Source organism: Exiguobacterium sp. s78 (assembly GCF_018618985.1).
GTDB classification, from domain to species: Bacteria; Bacillota; Bacilli; order Exiguobacteriales; family Exiguobacteriaceae; genus Exiguobacterium_A; species Exiguobacterium_A abrahamii.
The window spans coordinates 128979-146086 of record NZ_JACSNB010000003.1; the positions used below are offsets into that span (position 1 = coordinate 128979).

Annotated in this window: 18 protein-coding genes; 8 read left to right on the forward strand and 10 right to left on the reverse strand. The window is 46.2% G+C overall.

From position 1 onward, the window contains the following. Positions 1 to 66: 66 nt before the first annotated feature. The 3 genes from KNQ18_RS13725 to KNQ18_RS13735 all read right to left on the reverse strand — a co-directional run bounded on the left by KNQ18_RS13725 (position 67) and on the right by KNQ18_RS13735 (position 3674). Positions 67 to 1563, reverse strand: a complete 1497-nt coding sequence (locus KNQ18_RS13725) for a M4 family metallopeptidase (protein ID WP_149428030.1) — start codon at positions 1561 to 1563, stop codon at positions 67 to 69. A 173-nt stretch (positions 1564 to 1736) separates the two neighbouring features. Continuing rightward, on the reverse strand, positions 1737 to 2168 hold the full coding sequence (locus KNQ18_RS13730; RefSeq protein ID WP_050677192.1) for a GyrI-like domain-containing protein: 432 nt from the start codon (positions 2166 to 2168) through the stop codon (positions 1737 to 1739). An 18-nt stretch (positions 2169 to 2186) separates the two neighbouring features. After that, positions 2187 to 3674 (reverse strand): HD domain-containing phosphohydrolase, encoded by a 1488-nt coding sequence (locus KNQ18_RS13735; RefSeq protein ID WP_215085190.1) that lies wholly within the window; start codon positions 3672 to 3674, stop codon positions 2187 to 2189. 255 nt (positions 3675 to 3929) lie between these two features. On the opposite strand from KNQ18_RS13735, the gene KNQ18_RS13740 reads away from it, so the two are divergent. The 5 genes from KNQ18_RS13740 (at position 3930) to KNQ18_RS13760 (ending at position 9597) form a co-directional block, all read left to right on the forward strand. Next, positions 3930 to 6320, forward strand: coding sequence for an immune inhibitor A domain-containing protein (locus KNQ18_RS13740; RefSeq protein WP_149428028.1), 2391 nt, complete (start codon positions 3930 to 3932; stop codon positions 6318 to 6320). 275 nt (positions 6321 to 6595) lie between these two features. Then, positions 6596 to 6796, forward strand: coding sequence for a cold-shock protein (locus KNQ18_RS13745; RefSeq protein ID WP_023469752.1), 201 nt, complete (start codon positions 6596 to 6598; stop codon positions 6794 to 6796). A gap of 119 nt (positions 6797 to 6915) precedes the next feature. After that, entirely contained in the window at positions 6916 to 7881 is a 966-nt protein-coding gene (locus KNQ18_RS13750; protein WP_050677189.1) for a ring-cleaving dioxygenase, read from the forward strand. Positions 7882 to 7959: 78 nt separating this feature from the next. Then, positions 7960 to 8259: a DUF3817 domain-containing protein gene (locus KNQ18_RS13755; protein WP_050677188.1), complete on the forward strand. Its 300-nt coding sequence runs from the start codon at positions 7960 to 7962 to the stop codon at positions 8257 to 8259. Positions 8260 to 8364: 105 nt separating this feature from the next. After that, a complete protein-coding gene (locus tag KNQ18_RS13760; protein ID WP_050677187.1) occupies positions 8365 to 9597 on the forward strand; it encodes a DEAD/DEAH box helicase in 1233 nt (410 codons plus the stop codon). Between the two features lie 67 nt (positions 9598 to 9664). On the opposite strand, the gene KNQ18_RS13765 is transcribed toward KNQ18_RS13760, so the two are convergent. From KNQ18_RS13765 to KNQ18_RS13775, 3 genes are all read right to left on the reverse strand, one after another. After that, positions 9665 to 10078, reverse strand: coding sequence for a DUF2231 domain-containing protein (locus KNQ18_RS13765; RefSeq protein WP_149428026.1), 414 nt, complete (start codon positions 10076 to 10078; stop codon positions 9665 to 9667). Between the two features lie 79 nt (positions 10079 to 10157). Beyond that, entirely contained in the window at positions 10158 to 11327 is a 1170-nt protein-coding gene (locus KNQ18_RS13770) for a sensor histidine kinase (RefSeq protein WP_215085192.1), read from the reverse strand. After that, positions 11320 to 11997, reverse strand: a complete 678-nt coding sequence (locus tag KNQ18_RS13775; RefSeq protein ID WP_149428024.1) for a response regulator transcription factor — start codon at positions 11995 to 11997, stop codon at positions 11320 to 11322. Before KNQ18_RS13775 ends, KNQ18_RS13770 begins: the two co-directional genes overlap by 8 nt. 101 nt (positions 11998 to 12098) lie before the next feature. Between KNQ18_RS13775 and KNQ18_RS13780 the strand changes: the two genes are divergently transcribed. From KNQ18_RS13780 to KNQ18_RS13790, 3 genes are read left to right on the forward strand one after another with little or no spacing between them, the layout of a single operon-like run. Beyond that, positions 12099 to 12407 carry a hypothetical protein gene (locus KNQ18_RS13780; RefSeq protein ID WP_215085194.1) on the forward strand — a complete coding sequence of 103 codons (309 nt, stop codon included), beginning with the start codon at positions 12099 to 12101 and terminating at the stop codon, positions 12405 to 12407. An 11-nt stretch (positions 12408 to 12418) separates the two neighbouring features. Continuing rightward, positions 12419 to 13309: an FAD:protein FMN transferase gene (locus KNQ18_RS13785; RefSeq protein WP_064300705.1), complete on the forward strand. Its 891-nt coding sequence runs from the start codon at positions 12419 to 12421 to the stop codon at positions 13307 to 13309. Beyond that, a complete protein-coding gene (locus KNQ18_RS13790) occupies positions 13297 to 13875 on the forward strand; it encodes a ferric reductase-like transmembrane domain-containing protein (protein WP_215085196.1) in 579 nt (192 codons plus the stop codon). Before KNQ18_RS13785 ends, KNQ18_RS13790 begins: the two co-directional genes overlap by 13 nt. 9 nt (positions 13876 to 13884) lie before the next feature. On the opposite strand, the gene KNQ18_RS13795 is transcribed toward KNQ18_RS13790, so the two are convergent. From KNQ18_RS13795 to KNQ18_RS13810, 4 genes are all read right to left on the reverse strand, one after another. Continuing rightward, positions 13885 to 14670, reverse strand: a complete 786-nt coding sequence (locus tag KNQ18_RS13795; protein WP_215085198.1) for an alpha/beta hydrolase family protein — start codon at positions 14668 to 14670, stop codon at positions 13885 to 13887. Positions 14671 to 14802: 132 nt separating this feature from the next. After that, complete coding sequence (locus KNQ18_RS13800; RefSeq protein ID WP_023469741.1) at positions 14803 to 16359, reverse strand: ABC-F family ATP-binding cassette domain-containing protein; 1557 nt, start codon at positions 16357 to 16359, stop codon at positions 14803 to 14805. A gap of 31 nt (positions 16360 to 16390) precedes the next feature. Then, positions 16391 to 16564 carry a hypothetical protein gene (locus KNQ18_RS13805; RefSeq protein WP_023469740.1) on the reverse strand — a complete coding sequence of 58 codons (174 nt, stop codon included), beginning with the start codon at positions 16562 to 16564 and terminating at the stop codon, positions 16391 to 16393. A gap of 86 nt (positions 16565 to 16650) precedes the next feature. Beyond that, positions 16651 to 17094 (reverse strand): hypothetical protein, encoded by a 444-nt coding sequence (locus KNQ18_RS13810; protein WP_058704372.1) that lies wholly within the window; start codon positions 17092 to 17094, stop codon positions 16651 to 16653. Between the last annotated feature and the right edge of the window lie 14 nt (positions 17095 to 17108).

The window sequence follows — 17108 nt, forward strand, 5'->3', positions numbered from 1 at the left end:
GCACAAAAAACCTCCCGAGTCCGACACTCGGGAGGAAATATGAAAATCCTTTGGGAGGAGATTTTCTTAGTATACGCCTACTGCATCAAATGATTTCGCTGCAGCTGTTGCTTCTGCACTTGTTGAACCGTAAAGGTCTTTCGCCGATTGAACGACTGCTGCACGGAGTGAGCTGAAGTTCGAGTTTGGAGTCAAGTACACGTTGAGGGCACGGTAGTAGATCGCACCGAGTTTCGGTACACCGATTCCTGTGACAGATACGTTGTAGAACGTTCCGCCGTTACCGAGGAGGTAAGCAGCTTTGTTGATGATACCAGAGTTGATGTGGACACCACCGTTATCTTGCGTACCTGTGTAACGTTTAGAGTAGTGATCTGGATCACCGTAAGCAGCTGGGTTCGACATCGAACGGAGTGCGTCACCGCTGACTCCTGGTGTGTAGATGTCTTCTCCTACGAGCCAGTCAAAGTTCGATCCGACTGTATACTCAGCTACTGTACCCATGATATCTGAGACGGCTTCGTTGATCGCACCAGATTCGTTTTGGTACACGAGACCAGCTGTGTATTCTGTGACAGCGTGTGTCAATTCGTGAGCGACGACGTCAAGTGCGCCTGAAAGTGCGACGAATGTCGTGCCATCTCCGTCACCATAGACCATCTTCGTGCCATCCCAGAATGCGTTGTTGTAGTTCGTTGAATAGTGGACCGTTGAGTTCAAGCGTGCACCAGCGTTGTCGTAACTGTTACGACCATATGTGTTTTTATAGAAGTCATATGTTTTTGCAGCGTTGACGTGTGCACTGACAGCAGCGCGGTCATATGTCGCGTTGAAGACGTTATCTGCATCTGCCCAGAGTGTTCCCGGGAGTGATGTCCGGTTTTTCGCGTCGTATGTGTAGACACCTTTTCCACGCGTTGTATCTTGAAGATAGTATTTCCCAGCACTCAACGTCGTGTTGAACGTTGCGCTTGTGCCAAGTACAGTCGTACCTGTTGCATGAGCGAGTTGGTCGAATTTGTTAAGTACTTTACCTGAGTTCGCATCGATGAAGTATGTCCAACGTGATGGCTCTTTGCCAGCGAGGACTGTCGATGTGACTTTGTATGCATAGACAGCATCATCTTTTACTGGATAGATGACGAGTTCTGCTTTTGGAGCGACTTCGAATTTAGAAGCCTTGATTGCTTTTTGATAAAGTTTGATGGCTTTCTTTTCAGAGAGCGTTGCTTTTTTCGCGAGACCTGGTTTTCCTTTGACGTTGATTGCATCGTTTACGACTGCTTTCAAAGTACCGTCTTTCGCGACGTTCCCGACGACGACACTACCAAAGACAGGGACGCCATCCACTTCTTGTTGGAGACGTACGATCTGTGAAGATCCGTCTTTTTCGACGTTCTGAACAGCAAAGTCACCCTTTTTGTTCACGAAATCTTTAACGATCGTTGCAGCTGGTTCTGACGAAGCTTTCGTGAGCTTACCAGACTGAAGACCTTCTGCACCTACTACCGTAGGAACGACAAGTACACTTGCGACAAGCGATGTAGCGAGAAACTTTTTCAAAATAAATCGCCTCCTTGTTTGGGTTGAGTCTAACTATGCCAAAGAATCAGAGAAGCGAGAATAAGTCATTCGAATTAAATAGAATTTTCTGAATATAGTCCGTAGTACCTGGACTGAATTATTAAGTGTAAAAGATATTTCAAGACGAAAAAAGAACCATTCAAGAGAATGGTTCAGCGAATGCGTTGGTAGAGATGGTGGACGTCATCTCGGGTCTCATCAATTTTAAAATCATGTGGGTCAAGCTCAATTCCTTGTTTTGAAGCGAAGCGTTGGATTTTCTCGAACGATTTCCAAATTTCGATATCCGGTCCTTCGTGCTTCCAGAAGACATAACGCGCAGCAGGAATCCGATGCCCTTTCATACCTTTAGGAATCTGTTCAAGCGACGAGACGGGATACCCGACACATTGCGAATATTTGGTTCCGTTTCGTTCGAGCGAGATATCGAGCGGATAGCTGTCCAGCTTTGCAGGGATCTCATGCGAACGTCTTGAAAATTCACGCCAGAGTTCCGGCATCAATGTATGCAACTCGTTCTCTTCACACGTCAGTCCAAGTCCCACAAAATAAAATTCATGGCGTTCAACGATTTTTGGATGCATCAGAAACTCCCTTCCTTCTTATGACACGTCCTCGACGGGCGAACGCTTCAAATCTAGAAATAGACGCGTAAAGGTGGCGTCCCATTGTGTACCCATACCTTCTTCTAAAATCGACAAGGCTTTTTCTGCGGACATTCCCTTACGATAAGGACGGTCGGATGTCATCGCATCATAGGCGTCAGCAATCGCCATGATTCGACCGAAGAGTGGAATGTCCTCTCCTACGAGACCTTCCGGATACCCCTTTCCGTCATAGCGTTCGTGATGGTACTTTACCCCAGGAAGAATCGGTTGTAACGTCTTTGGTAGCTGAACTTGCGATAGAATGTGCACACCGATGACTGGATGTTGCTGAATGATCTGAAATTCTTCGTCTGTGAGACGTCCTTCTTTCAATAACACATCGTCTCGAATCCCAATTTTTCCGATGTCATGTAACAGCGCGGATTTACGTAACAGTTCGATTTGTTCGTTCGGTAGATTGGCAGCGGTAGCGATTTCGACTGAATAGGCAGCGACACGAACGGAATGACCGGCTGTGTAAGGATCACGGGCATCTAGTGTCGCAGCAAACAAGGTAAACAAACTATCAAGTAACTGTTCGTTTTCCGCATCACGCTTTTTAATACCTTCCATCATCAAGTTAAAACCAGAAACGAGATGGGAGAACTCGTCTGAATATGGATTCGGTAATGAGACGAGTCGATTGCTTTCGACATCTTGAATCCCTTGTTGCAGGGTAGCGATTGGTTTACGGATGTTTTCATAGAGAAGAAGACTACAAAACGTCGCAACGGATAAGATGACGATTAAAATAAGTGTCGCCCAACTCCAGTAAGAGCGAAGGCTCTCATTTTCCGTTAACTGGACAGCTGAGGCGAGAACGAACAGCATGATCGGGAAAACACCGATGATGAGTATGCTGATGAGCATTTTTTGTCTTAGCGTGACAACTGTCGTTTTTTTAGGAAAATCAAATCCATGTTCAAAAGCATACTTCTCTAACGTCAGAAGCATGTGCTCCGTGACACGATAGGTTAGAAAAAACTCAATCAGCGCATGCAGAATGGCGACGAGGACCGCACCAAAACAAGCAAGACCAATCAAATAGTACGGCATCTGTAACCATCCTTGAGAGATCGCTAGTGCTGTCAGAAGTGAAGCGGGAACAGAAAGTCCTAAAAAATGAGGTCCCATGATGCGCTGGACAGTCAGTACCGGAAAACGATGTACCGTTTGATAAGCCTCCTGAAACGAGACGAGAGACGGAATATCGTTTTGGAAGAAACGACGTAAAGGGTGAATATGTCGCGAATAGACTGTGTATTCGAGTAAAAACATCAGACTGACAGATACGGCCATGAGCCCCATCAACATCAATTGTTCGGTTCTAGTGAAGGTGAGGGTCTCAAAAATAAACAGACATCCGACGCCGAAGACAGCGACGAATGAACCGATTAGATAGTTCCTTAGTAAGTGACGTTCAAAACGTTGTATAGCGCTCATTGTATCCTCCCTTAAGTGAATTAGAGTGCTTTCAGCGTACCGTTTTCTAAAATAATAAGAACGTATTTTTTTGAAAAAGAGGTGAAAGAATCCTTTGAAAATCTTTTGAAAATAATCCCCAAAAATAGGTATGGTTACAAAGCACTAATTGTCTTAAAAGCAATTGATTAACGAAATAAAATAATCTATGATTTGAATATTCAGAAAAGTATAGTAATCAGATGCTTTTCACTACTACATAGGGGGTCAATTCACGTGGGAAAAAAGAAACAGCTTAGCCTAGCCGTTCTTTCTGGAATTACGGCAGCTGCATTTGCTGTTGGTCCGGTCTTACCTGGTGGGCAGGTAACGTCCGTACAAGCAGCAGAAAAAGTAGCACCTGGTGCACCGATGGATTTGAACACGGTCGATCAGGATCGATTAGCAAAAGTGCTTGAAAAACGTGGGGTCATCTCAAAAGCAGCTTCAGCAGAAGCAAAACAAAAAGCCGTTCAAAAGTATCTGGACAAAAAGGCGAACGGAAAACCGGCCGTCGATCATGACCACGATCATGAATCAAGTAAAGAAGCCGCGTTTGATAAGAAAACAAAAGACTTCTTAACAAAACAAAAGGAACAACTTGCTAAACAATTAAAGAAAAAACACGACAACTACAAAAAAGGTAATCCGAATGGCTTCGTCAAAGTGGATAAAGCAAAACAGGCAGCCTATAACGGTGCGACACGGACGGACAAAGTCCTCGTCCTTCTCGTCGAGTACAGCGACTTCAAGCACAACAACGTCGTTCAAGAGCCTGGATATATGTATTCAGATGACTTCAACCAAAAACATTATCAAGATTTAATGTTTGGTGATCAAGAGTTCGAACTCTTCAACGGAGACAAAGTAAAAACGTTCAAACAGTTCTATGAAGAACAATCAGGTGGTAGTTACTCGGTAGATGGTACGGTGTCCAATTGGTTGACTGTTCCTGGAACAGCAAAAGATTATGGTTCGGATAATCCTGCAGGTGGAAACGATAACTTGCCTGGCGCAAAAGGACCACGTGGTCTCGTCAAGGATTCCTTGAATGCAGCTGTTAAAGCCGGCATTAACTTAGCAGATTACGATAAGTTCGACCAGTACGATATGGACGGCGATGGCGACTTGAATGAGCCAGATGGTCTCGTCGATCACTTGATGATCATTCATGCTGGTACAGGACAAGAAGCAGGCGGCGGTAAGCTCGGTGACGACGCGATCTGGTCACACCGCTGGACACTTGGTAGCGTGTATCCTGTAGCGGATACGACGGCAAGCGTCAATTACTGGGGCGGAAAAATGGCTGCTTATGATTACACAGTTCAACCAGAAGATGGCGCAGTCGGCGTCTTCGCGCACGAATTTGGTCATGATCTTGGACTTCCTGATGAGTACGATACACAGTACACAGGTCAAGGTGAACCAGTTGCATCTTGGTCTATCATGAGTGGTGGTAGCTGGAATGGTAAAGTTGCTGGAACAGAACCAACAAGTTTCTCGCCACAAAACAAAGAGTTCTTCCAAAACGTGATGGGTGGAAACTGGGCGAACATCCAACAGATTGATTTTGATTCACTCACTAAGGCAGGAACGGCATCGTACCTCGACCAGAGTGTAACGAAATCAAAAAATCCAGGAATCATCAAAGTAAATCTACCGAAAAAACCAGTGAAAGGTATCACGCCGGCTTACGGTAAGAAGTATTACTACAGTACGAAAGGTGATGATCTTCATACGTCGATGACTTCACCAGAGTTCGATTTGACGAATGCAAAAGAAGCGAAGTTCGACTTCAAAGCCTTTTACGATGTTGAATTTGATTACGATTACTTGACAGTCACAGCTACTGCTGACGGTCAATCGAAAGTCATCGATAAAATCGGGGATCAAGATACAGATGGTGATCAGCGTGCTGAATCAACAAAAGGAGCATGGGTCGATAAATCATATGACCTGAGCGAATTTGCGGGTAAAAAAGTCACGTTGAAATTTGAATACGTGACAGATGGTGGACTTGCACTAGACGGATTTGCACTTGATAACGCGAAGTTGACAGTTGACGGTAAAGTCGTCTTTGAAGATGATGCAGAGGGTACTCCTAAGTTCACTCTAGATGGTTTCGTTGCTTCAGACGGTTTCTCTTATGCCGATAACGCGTACTACCTCGAATGGCGTAACTATGCAGGCTCGGATAAAGCACTCGAGCATGCACGAGGCGTTAAGTACAACACAGGTCTTGTCGTCTGGTATGGCGATTCAAGCTTCAACGATAACTGGGTTGGCGTACACCCAGGTGAAGGATTCCTCGGAGTCGTCGACTCACATCCTGAAGCAATCGTTGGAACACTCAACGGTAAGCCGGTTACGACAGGAAGCACACGTTACCAGATCGCAGATGCTGCTTTCAGTTATGATAAAGCACCTGCATGGCTCATCGATTCGCCATCACGTGGACTCTATGACTACAAAGGTCTCCCAGGTGTGACGAAGTTTGATGATTCGAAATCGTACATCAACCAGTTGATTCCGGACGCAGGGAAATTGCTTCCGAACAACGGGCTGAAGATTCAAGTCATCGGTGAAGCGAAAGACAACTCTGCTGGAGCAGTCTGGATCCACCGTTAAAAACAGAAGAACAGGTTCAGTTTCGGCTGAACCTGTTTTTTATTTTAGTTATGTAGAAGAAGTGGAATCAATTGGAAAAAACATTGGTCTGACAACTTGACTTTTAAAGCGCATCCATTCTATACTTACGTTAGCTTAATATTGTTATTGTCATTACGGATTCACATCGTGTCACGAACAATCTTTTCGTTGCTCCATGTATTTCGGGACAATAATGAATTCTTTTCATATGCCCAGCATATGTATTAAGTAATTTATTTTTGGAGGTTGTTCCCATGAACACAGGTAAAGTAAAATGGTTTAACGCAGAAAAAGGTTTCGGTTTCATCGAAGTTGAAGGCGGAGAAGACGTATTCGTACATTTCTCAGCAATCACTGGTGAAGGCTTCAAAACTCTTGACGAAGGTCAAGAAGTTGAGTTCGAAATCACTGAAGGCGCACGTGGAGCACAAGCTGCTAACGTCGTAAAACTTTAATTTCAACTATTCAATCGTCCCTTTTCGGAGGGGCGGTTTTTTATTAGACTAATATCTTGAATTCAAGATAAATGTGAGATATACTCCAATTACCAAATCATTGATAAGGAGTGAGGAAGATGGAATTACTCGGAATTCATCATGTATCGATCTTAACAGGCATGGCGGAACGCAATTATCAATTCTACACACAAATACTTGGCATGCGTCTGATCAAAAAGACTGTCAATCAAGATGACACGACATCGTATCATCTGTTTTATGGAGATGCGGAAGGGAATCCAGGAACGGACTTGACGTTTTTTGATATTCCGCATCTTGGAACGGGTGTACCGGGGGCATCGAGTATCTCTTCGACATCGCTTCGTGTCAAAACAACGGCTGCACTTCATTTTTGGAAACGACGTTTTGAAGCGAAAGGTGTGGATCACGATGAAATCGTCGAGCGAGCAGGGCGCCAAACACTAGCCTTTCGTGATCAGGAAGGAACACGCTTGATTCTCGTCGCGGAAGATGGTGAGGCAGGTGTCGCAGGTGGTGTACCATGGCCGCAAGAAGAGATTCCATCGGAGCATGCCATTGTTGGACTGGGAGCTGTCACATTAACGGTCAACGATCCGACGTTGACGATTCGTGTTCTGACGGAAGTCATGGGATTCCGAAAAGTAGGTTCTTATCCATCTTTAGCAGGTGACTTTGAACCGATTGAAGTCTATGCAACTGGAGAAGGTGGTATCGGAGCAGAGGTTCATATTGAGGCACGTCCAGATCTCGACCGAGAACGTCTCGGTCGTGGTGGTGTGCATCACGTCGCGTTCCGAGTGCCGAACAGTGATGAATATGAAAAGTGGGTCGAACGCTTGAATTCTTATCACTTACCGAACTCCGGTAAAGTCGATCGTCACTATTTCCAAGCTCTTTACTTCCGGGAACCGAACCATATCTTGTTTGAGCTTTCAACAGACACACCAGGGTTCGCGACGGATGAGTCCGTTGAAACATTAGGAGAGACGCTTGCGTTACCACCGTTTCTTGAACCAAAGCGAGCTGCCATCGAAGCACGATTACGTCCACTCGAAATCTGACAATCCTGTGACACAGGTCACAGAAGGATCGTCCATCCCGTATACTAAGAACAGGAATCAAGAAAAAGGAGTGACGGGATGTTAAGAACTACGCTTGGGCAATTCCGAATGATTGCGATACTAGAAGGAATCTCGTTTTTAGTTTTACTGTTGATTGCGATGCCGTTAAAGTATATGGCGGATATTCCGCAAGCTGTTTCGGTCGTTGGCGCACTTCATGGTGTCTTGTTCGTCATGTATGCACTCTGGCTCGCGGTCGTGAAATTCAAATACGATTGGTCGATTATCAAGGCTGGGATTGCGTTCATCGCATCATTCATCCCGTTTGGTACATTCGTGCTCGACTGGAAGCTAAAACAGGAAGCAACAAACGCGTAAATTGTGTATACTGAATAGAGCACGGCTGTGGATAACTGTTTTTGTCTATGCGAAGCAGGTTATCCACAGCTTTTTTTCTGTGGATAATTTTTAGGAGGATATATCATGTCAACATTTGAAACATTACACATCAGCGATCTGTGGATAAAAAAATTACAAAAACAAGGCATCAAGGAGCCAACACCGATTCAAGAACAAGCGATTCCGTCATTACTCGACGGACGTGACTTGATTGGGCAGGCGCAAACGGGAACAGGAAAAACGTTAGCGTTTCTCTTACCAATCCTTGAGCAAATCGATGTCGAATCACAAACGGTTCAAGCATTGATTGTTGCACCAACACGTGAACTTGCGCGTCAAATTGCCGATGAGACGCATAAACTGATTCGGAACATGGAACAGTATCGTGCACTCGCTGTATACGGTGGACAAGACGTCTTTAAACAAATTCAACGACTCGGTCGGATGCCACAAATCATCATCGGGACACCAGGACGGATTCTTGACCATGTCGGTCGCGGCACACTTGATTTAAGTGAATTACGGACGCTTGTCTTGGATGAGGCGGACCAAATGCTGCAAATCGGTTTCTTGCCAGAAATCGAAGACATCATTGAAGCAGCACCGGTTGATCGTCAATTCGTCATGTTATCTGCAACGATGCCACCGAAAGTAGAGGAACTGGCGAAAACGTATTTGCGTAATCCAGTCGAAGTACAGGTGGAAGCGGAAAGCATCACTGTTGAAGCGATCGAACAGTTCGTCGTCGAGACGACGGATCGCCGCAAACAAGCGACACTGCGGACGATGCTTGACGAGATGCGTCCGTACGCAGCAATCATTTTCTGCCGTACGCAACGTCGCGTCAGTAAATTGAATGAAGAAATGCAGATGCAAGGGTATCCGACGGATGAATTGCATGGTGGGTTGACGCAAGGGAAACGAGAAAAGGCGATGGCGAAGTTCTATCAAGGAAAAACACAATTCCTGATCGCAACAGACGTCGCTTCGCGTGGACTCGATGTGACAGGTGTGACACACGTCTTCAACTACGATTTACCGGACGATGCGGAAAGTTATGTTCACCGGATCGGTCGGACAGGACGTGCCGGGAACGACGGAATTGCTGTTTCGATCGTGACACCAAAAGATGGTCGGACGTTCCGTGATATGGAGCGGGAATTGAACATCTCGGTCACGCCAATCGTCGTCGAATTATCTGAAGAAGCGATTCGCGCACAGCACGACCAAAGCAAAGGATCACGGAAGACGACAGAAGGACGTGGAAACACACGTCGTTCGAATAACCGTCGCCCGGGACGTGCACATCGTAAATAAACAGAAACAAGATAAAAGAGCCGGTCTACTTCTCTCATAAAAAGAGAAAATAGACCGGCTCTTGTTTTTATTTGGCATAGACCATCTGACCACCGAGATGTCCGGTATAAGCAAGCAACCCGCTACCGACGATCGCAACAACGAAACTAAGTAACAAAAACATTTTTTTGTTTGAGCGGTAACCCAATAACAGAAATAACAGCGAGACACCAAAGGCAAGAAGACTGAACAACGCGAAATGTTCATGATTTTCGATAGCAGCATGAGTAACACTGCTTAAGTTCGCTTCCGCATACTCTTCTGCTCCGTCTCCAGACAAATAGGCGACGACTCCGGAAATCAGACCGACGACTAACGTAAAAAGAGCAAACAGTTTGAATTGCGTCCATTTCAGACTGACGAGTAATAAGATCGTCGCAAATAATAAAAGTGCAATCGGTGCATGAACAAGAAGTGGATGAAGCGGTACGTTCCCCAACATATCAAAGACCTCCTTGGATAAGTATGGTAAAGCATAATTTCACTTTACCCTGCTTATCTGACGGTTAACTGACACCGTTTTAAAGAGTGGGGAAATGAATGATGAACCGTGTGCCCTCACCTAATGTGGAATCAATGGAAATCGTTCCGCCATGTTGCTCCACAATGGATTGAGAAATCGATAGCCCAAGACCGGTTCCTGTTCCGTGACGCGAATGGTCCCCCCGGTAAAAACGCTCGAATATTTTAGTTTGTTGATTGGAAGCGATACCGATTCCACGGTCCTGTATCGTCAACTGGCGTTCTGTAGCAGTTTCTTCGAGGGAGACATCAATGGCTTCATCGCTGTAGACAAGAGCATTTTCAAGAAAGACCGTCAATAAGCGGTTCAATTGATGGGCATCCCCTTTCATGCGTAAGTCAGGCATTATCGAGGCGTGAATGACGCGATCCGAGTAGGCATGCTGAAAACGTTCGACGGTCTTTTGAACGAGTGAACTAAGGTCAACTTCCTGTTTCGGTGAAGGTTGTCCTTCTCGCGCAAGTAATAATAAATCAGAGACTAAATACTGCATGCCTGCCGTTTCTGCTTTAATGTCCTCTAGAATCGTACGCCCTTCATTCGAAAGTGATTCCGCTTCTAGCAATTCAATTCCGCTATAGACGATTGTCAGAGGTGTCCGTAGTTCATGTGAAGCATCGGACGTAAAACGACGTTGGCGATCGAATGCTTGTTGCACCGGAATGACGGCTCGACCAGCAAGAATGTATCCGACTAGCGTCAGGACAATCGTTGCGAGCACCGCGATCCCCGCCAGAACGGCAATCAATCGCTGTAAGGTGTCTTCGGTCGGAGAGATGTCCTTCATCAGTAGTAGTCGTCCTTCTTCGGTACTCCGTTGATACAGCAAGAAGTGTCGATCATCCCATTCCACTTGTTTCGTCGTATCATTCGAGCTTAAAAAACGGCGTAGTGTTTTAGACTCGACGTCTGGCGGCAGACTTTCATAGCGTTCGTTTCCTGAACCATCGAGTAACTGGAAGTAGATCGGATTTCGAATGAATTGATCTTCCCCATGCTCGATCCGTTCGAAGATATCTCGATCAGATACGCCCTTCAATTGATTCAATTCCATCCGATTCAGCAATTGGGCGTTTGTGACATACACTCCGATCAGGATGAGGACTAGTACAAGAAAAAACGAACCACTGAATAACAAGGTTAGTCGTTTTCGAATCGATTCAAGCATGCGGATCACCTAAACGATAACCGAATCCGCGAACTGTCCGGATCAAATTAGGAGCTCCGACCGCATCTAATTTTTTCCGAACGAGTCGGACGAGCGCATCGAGCGCGTTATCCGTAATATCCGCTCCGATCCCCCATACGACTTCGATGATTAATTCACGACTCATCACCTGTTCAGGTCGTCTTAAGAGCAAAGAAAGGAATTCAAATTCACGTCGTGTTAAATCAATCGGATGATGTTTGTAGGAAATCGTTTGTGAGGACAGATCGAGGACTAGTCCATTGAAAGAGACCGTTGACACGAATGCCTTTTGTTGACGACGACTGAGCGCGCGCAAACGTGCCAGTAATTCATTCGATTGAAACGGTTTAACGAGATAGTCATCGGCTCCACTATCGAGACCATGAACGAGATCGATTTCCGTATCGCGAGCAGTCAGCATCAAGATGCCGCCTTCAAACTGTTCTTTCCGTAAGGTAGCGGCGACTTCGACTCCGCTCTTGCGAGGCATCATCCAATCGAGAACGAGTAAGTCATAGCGATACGTCTGACATTGGAGGAGCGCTTCCACTCCATCCTGCGCAACATCTACCTGATATCCTGCCCGCTCCAAATGGAGGCGTAACATCTTTGCAAGACGCTGATCATCTTCTGCTACCAAAACGCGCATGCACATCGCTCCTCTTTTTTTCTCATTATCCCATAGTTGCCGTCAGTTAGTTGTCAGTTTTTTTCGATACAGTAAACGTAACAAGAAGGGAGAGGAAACAGATGAAACCCAAACCATTTGCGAAATGGCTTGTCGGGCTTAGTAGTTCCGTCTTCATCGGACTCGCCATTGGTCAGTTGAGTGTCAGTTCGAACGATCCCTCGACGACACCTGTTTCGACAGGCGATACGTATTCGAACGATACGACATTACCATCTCAAGGGAATCAATATAGCGATGATGAAGGCGAATACGAAGGGGATGATGGATATTACGAAGAAGACGATGATGATCAATGGCAAGGTGATGAATCATCTGGCTTCAGTCAACCCGGTGGATCGAGTGACGGTCAGTCTAGCCATTCGAGGTAAGGAGGAGGAAGATGGAGCGACAATTGTATGCGATGCATAATCAGGTGCGGTTCGTAACGGATCAGCCGATCGATGAAGCAGAATGGGAGGAACTTGTCCGATTCTTTCATTATGTGGATCGGCAGTGGTCACGCTTTGATGAGCAAAGTGAAGTCAGTCGATTGAATCGCTTACGGATCGGCGACACGTTATCGGTGTCCTTACCGTTAGCCCGCTTGCTTGCCCGCGCTACTCGATATTTCGAGCAGACCGAACGTTATTTTTCCCCATTCCTGCTGGCGCAACAACAAGCCAATGGCTATCGGCAATCATTTCCTTTCACACAAGCTGTCGCTTATGAAGAGGTTGCTCCACCAGAGATCGCTCCATTCATCATTGAAGGATGTGACGTGACGCGAGTCGGAGGCGGTTTTATCGACCTAGGTGGCATCGGAAAAGGAGCTGCCGCGATGATTGCAGCGCAACGACTACGAAAAAGCTGGAATCGTGGATTGATTGAAGCGGGAGGCGACGTCATCGTCTGGTCCGATGAGGAACCATGGAATATCACGATCACGCATCCCGAGACCGAACAACGCGTCGCTGATGTGCAGTTGCGACAAGGCGCGGTCGCGACATCGAACCGTGTCTATCGATCGTGGAAGACGGACGGACAGACGCATCATCATTTGTTAGATGGACGAACAGGACGTCCGACGAAAAGTCCGATTCTTCAAGTAACCGCATCTGCGCCACAACTCTATGAAGCCGAAGTCATGACGAAACTTGCCTTTCAGATGACAGAGACAGAACGTCAAGAAAAGCTGTTTCGTTGGTTTCCAAAAGGACGATTATTGATTTTGGATACTGCTGGGGAATGGCGAAGTGAACAGAAAGGAGTGAGTGAGACATGGACTGGATGAAATGGTTGTTCTCAACATGGACGATGATCCGGTTGAGTGGATTAAGTGGGCACTTCTTCATGACGATTTCTGTCTTAGCGGGATTGCTCGGTTCCTACCCGGTACTCAAAAAACAAAAAGCACGACTGTATCACGTGCATTTATATAGTGGCTGGGCAGGTTTGCTCGCAATCGTCCTTCATGCGACGCTCATCATCGTCGATTCATACGCGCCACTGACAATCTTTGAGGTCCTGATTCCAGGCCAAGCTTCTTATGAACCACTCTGGAATGCGCTAGGAACGATCAGTCTCTACTTATTCGGGTTCGTTCTCGTGACTTCGGATTTCTTAAAGGAGACGTTAGGCAAGACGCTTTGGAAATTGACACACTGGCTCGTCTTACCTGCTTGGCTATTAATGACGGCACACGGTCTATTCATCGGTACGGATACCGGAACCCTGTTTACGACGATCTGGTACGCTGTCTCAACACTGACGATGTTTACGCTCGTCCTATACCGGATGCGGATCCGTCCTGTGCAACGGACTCGAACTTCAGCAAAAGAGCGCTCAGTCGTACGCTGAGCGCTCTTTTTATTGTCGGGCGAGCCAAGACGTCCATTCGTTAAAGGCAGCGTCCCGATTTTCGATATAGTTGTGATCACTATCGACGATCGCTTCCTCGAACGGACTGCCGGATAGCAATAAGTCATGATGGAGTGCTTTGATCGAAGTTTCGTCTCGTTCTGACGTCATAAGCAACATCGAGCGATCGGCTAGACGTTCTTTTAGCGTCAGTAAGTTCCAAGTCGTATGATGGTGCTTTAACTCATCGAGTAACGCGTCAGCAACGGCACCATTTAGGAAACCAGCTCCTCGTTCGAGTACACCGTGTAGCGCAGCTTCGTATTCCGGGTGTTCGAGGACGAGCTGACCGACGAGACCAAAATTAAACGGAGAGATCCCGACATAATGTGCAACCTCCGGTGTCTCAGCAAAAGCATGTAGACCGGCGAATCCACCCATGCTATGACCAACGACGGTAATCTGATCCGCCTTGATGCCATGTTCGGCAGTGAAAGGCTCTGAGCAGACGTGCTGTAGTGTCGCGGTCGCATCTTCCAAAACATGTTGGAATCGAAAGGTTCCAGGACTACCGATCGTTCCACGATACGACGTGACGAGTACATGGTACCCTGCACTTTGAAGTTGAACTGCCCAGTCCATGTTCAACTGTTTCCCGGGAAATCCGTGGAAGAGTACAATCAGTGGAGCATCCGCTGTATGTTCAGGTGAATAGAGACGGGCAATCAACTGTTCTGAACCACCGCTTGGAACATGGAGATAGGATAGTGTTGCCTTTTTCGTGATCGTTTCCAAAAAAACACGCTCCTTCATAATCATTTTCTAAGTCTTAGTGTGCGTGAAGATGCACGATCATGCAATGATTAAGTGTATGAACTAAAAAGATGGGATACCCTTCTGGGCATCCCATCTTTTGTATGATGTAGCTTAGAATACTTTTGTCGTCCATGATTCACAGTTCCATAAGTCTGTCGCAACAGCTTCATAGAATTCTGGTTCGTGTGAGATCAACAGGACTGTTCCTTTGTACTCTTGTAACGCACGTTTTAATTCTTCTTTGGCTTCGACGTCCAAGTGGTTCGTCGGCTCATCGAGTACGAGGATGTTCGATTCCGTATTCATCAATTTACAAAGACGGACTTTCGCTTTTTCCCCACCGCTGAGCACTTCGATTTTCGATTCGATGTGTTTCGTCATCAAACCACACTTCGCGAGCATAGCACGGACTTGTTGTTGTGTCAGAGACGGGAACGTATTCCAAATCTCTTCGATACACGTATTCGAGTTCTTCTCTTTAACTTCTTGTTCGAAGTACCCGATATGCAAGTTCTCGCCTCGCTCAACGACACCCGAGACAGCTGGAATTTCACCGAGCAAACTCTTGAGCAACGTCGATTTCCCGATTCCGTTCGCACCGTGCAACGCAATCTTCTGCCCACGTTCGATCGTCAGATCAAGAGGGCGCGAAAGTGGCTCATCGTATCCGATGACGAGACCTTTTGCTTCGAACATCAATTTACTTGGTGTCCGTGCTTGGAGGAAGTGGAACTCTGGTTTTGGACGCTCTTGCGCAAGTTCGATGACATCCATCTTATCGAGCTTCTTCTGACGTGACATCGCCATGTTCCGTGTCGAGACACGTGCCTTGTTCCGGGCAACGAAGTCCTTCAACTCAGAGATTTCCTGCTGTTGACGCTTGAACGCAGACTCGAGTTGCTTTTTCTTCGCTTCATGGATCGTAACGAAGTTGTCGTAATCACCGACATAACGATTCAATTCTTGATTTTCCATATGATAAATCAAGTTGATGACGCTATTGAGGAATGGAATGTCGTGCGAAATCAAGATGAACGCATTCTCATATTCATTCAAGTAGCGTTTCAACCATTCGATATGCTGGACATCGAGATAGTTGGTCGGCTCATCAAGTAAGAGAATGTCCGGTTTTTCAAGAAGGAGTTTGGCGAGCAGGATTTTCGTCCGCTGTCCACCACTGAGCTCTTGTACATCCCGGTCGAGTCCGATCTCATCGAGCCCAAGACCGCGCGCGATTTCTTCGACTTTTGCATCGATCGTATAGAAGTCGTTATTCGTCAGAATGTCCTGCAAGACGCCGACTTCTTCGAGCATTTTTTCCAGTTCCTCTGGCTCGACTTCGCCCATTTTACCGTACAAATCATTGATTTCCTGTTCGATGTCGAACATGTACTGGAATGCACCTTTAAGTGCATCGCGGATGGTTAATCCTTTTTCAAGGACAGCGTGCTGATCCAAATAACCAACGCGTACATGCTTCGCCCATTCGACTTTTCCTTCATCCGGCTCAAGTTGCGACGTAATGATGTTCATGAACGTCGATTTTCCTTCACCGTTCGCACCGACGAGACCGATGTGCTCGCCTTTTAACAGGCGGAAGGAGACATTTTCGAAAATGGCGCGGTCACCGAATCCGTGACTTAAGTTAGATACCGTTAAAATACTCATAATTACTCCTTATTTCATGAATTCCTGTGACTTAGACGCCTGTCCGTTTTTTCTGGTTGTTTGCTTTTTTCGTCTGTTGGCTCGTCAATTGTTTCGTTTGTGTTCCTTGTAAGCCAGTCGGACGTTTTGTTTGCGCTTGTTTTTTTGCTTTCAAGCGTTCAATCATTGCCTCTTGCAATGATAGTTTTTTTGGTTGTTCACTCATGTTCGTTCACCTCGATTGATTCGTTCTTACTTTCTAGTATGCCAAAAAAAACGTCTCTTGGAAATGAAGAGACCTGATTTTACATCTCAAAGTGTATCGGCAAGATAGACGACGTAACAATTCCGGTCGATATCGATTTCACAGCTGTCACGCTCAAACACACCGTGGCCTTCGACTTCGATCTTGTCCTTGATCAAAAAACGCATCGCTTGGACGTGATTCGGAACCGTTGATGTCTTTAAGAGCGGTTGCGCGCTGTCAGATAAATACTGTCTGAACTCGATATGAATTTGATGCGGTGGATAAACGCGTTCTTCTGTCGCACGTGGTGATGCTTTAATGTGGTCGACGATCAATTGATCATATTCACCTGCCATCTCATTGGAACGAAGCTCGTATTGATGTCCTTCGATGATATGAAATTCGCAGAGTTGGTGGGCAATGATCTCTTCCGGTTCGATCGCATAACGATCATATTGATAGATCGGATGGAATTCACCATTTTCTTCAACGTAGTAGGCAAGTGACATGCGTAAATCCTCCT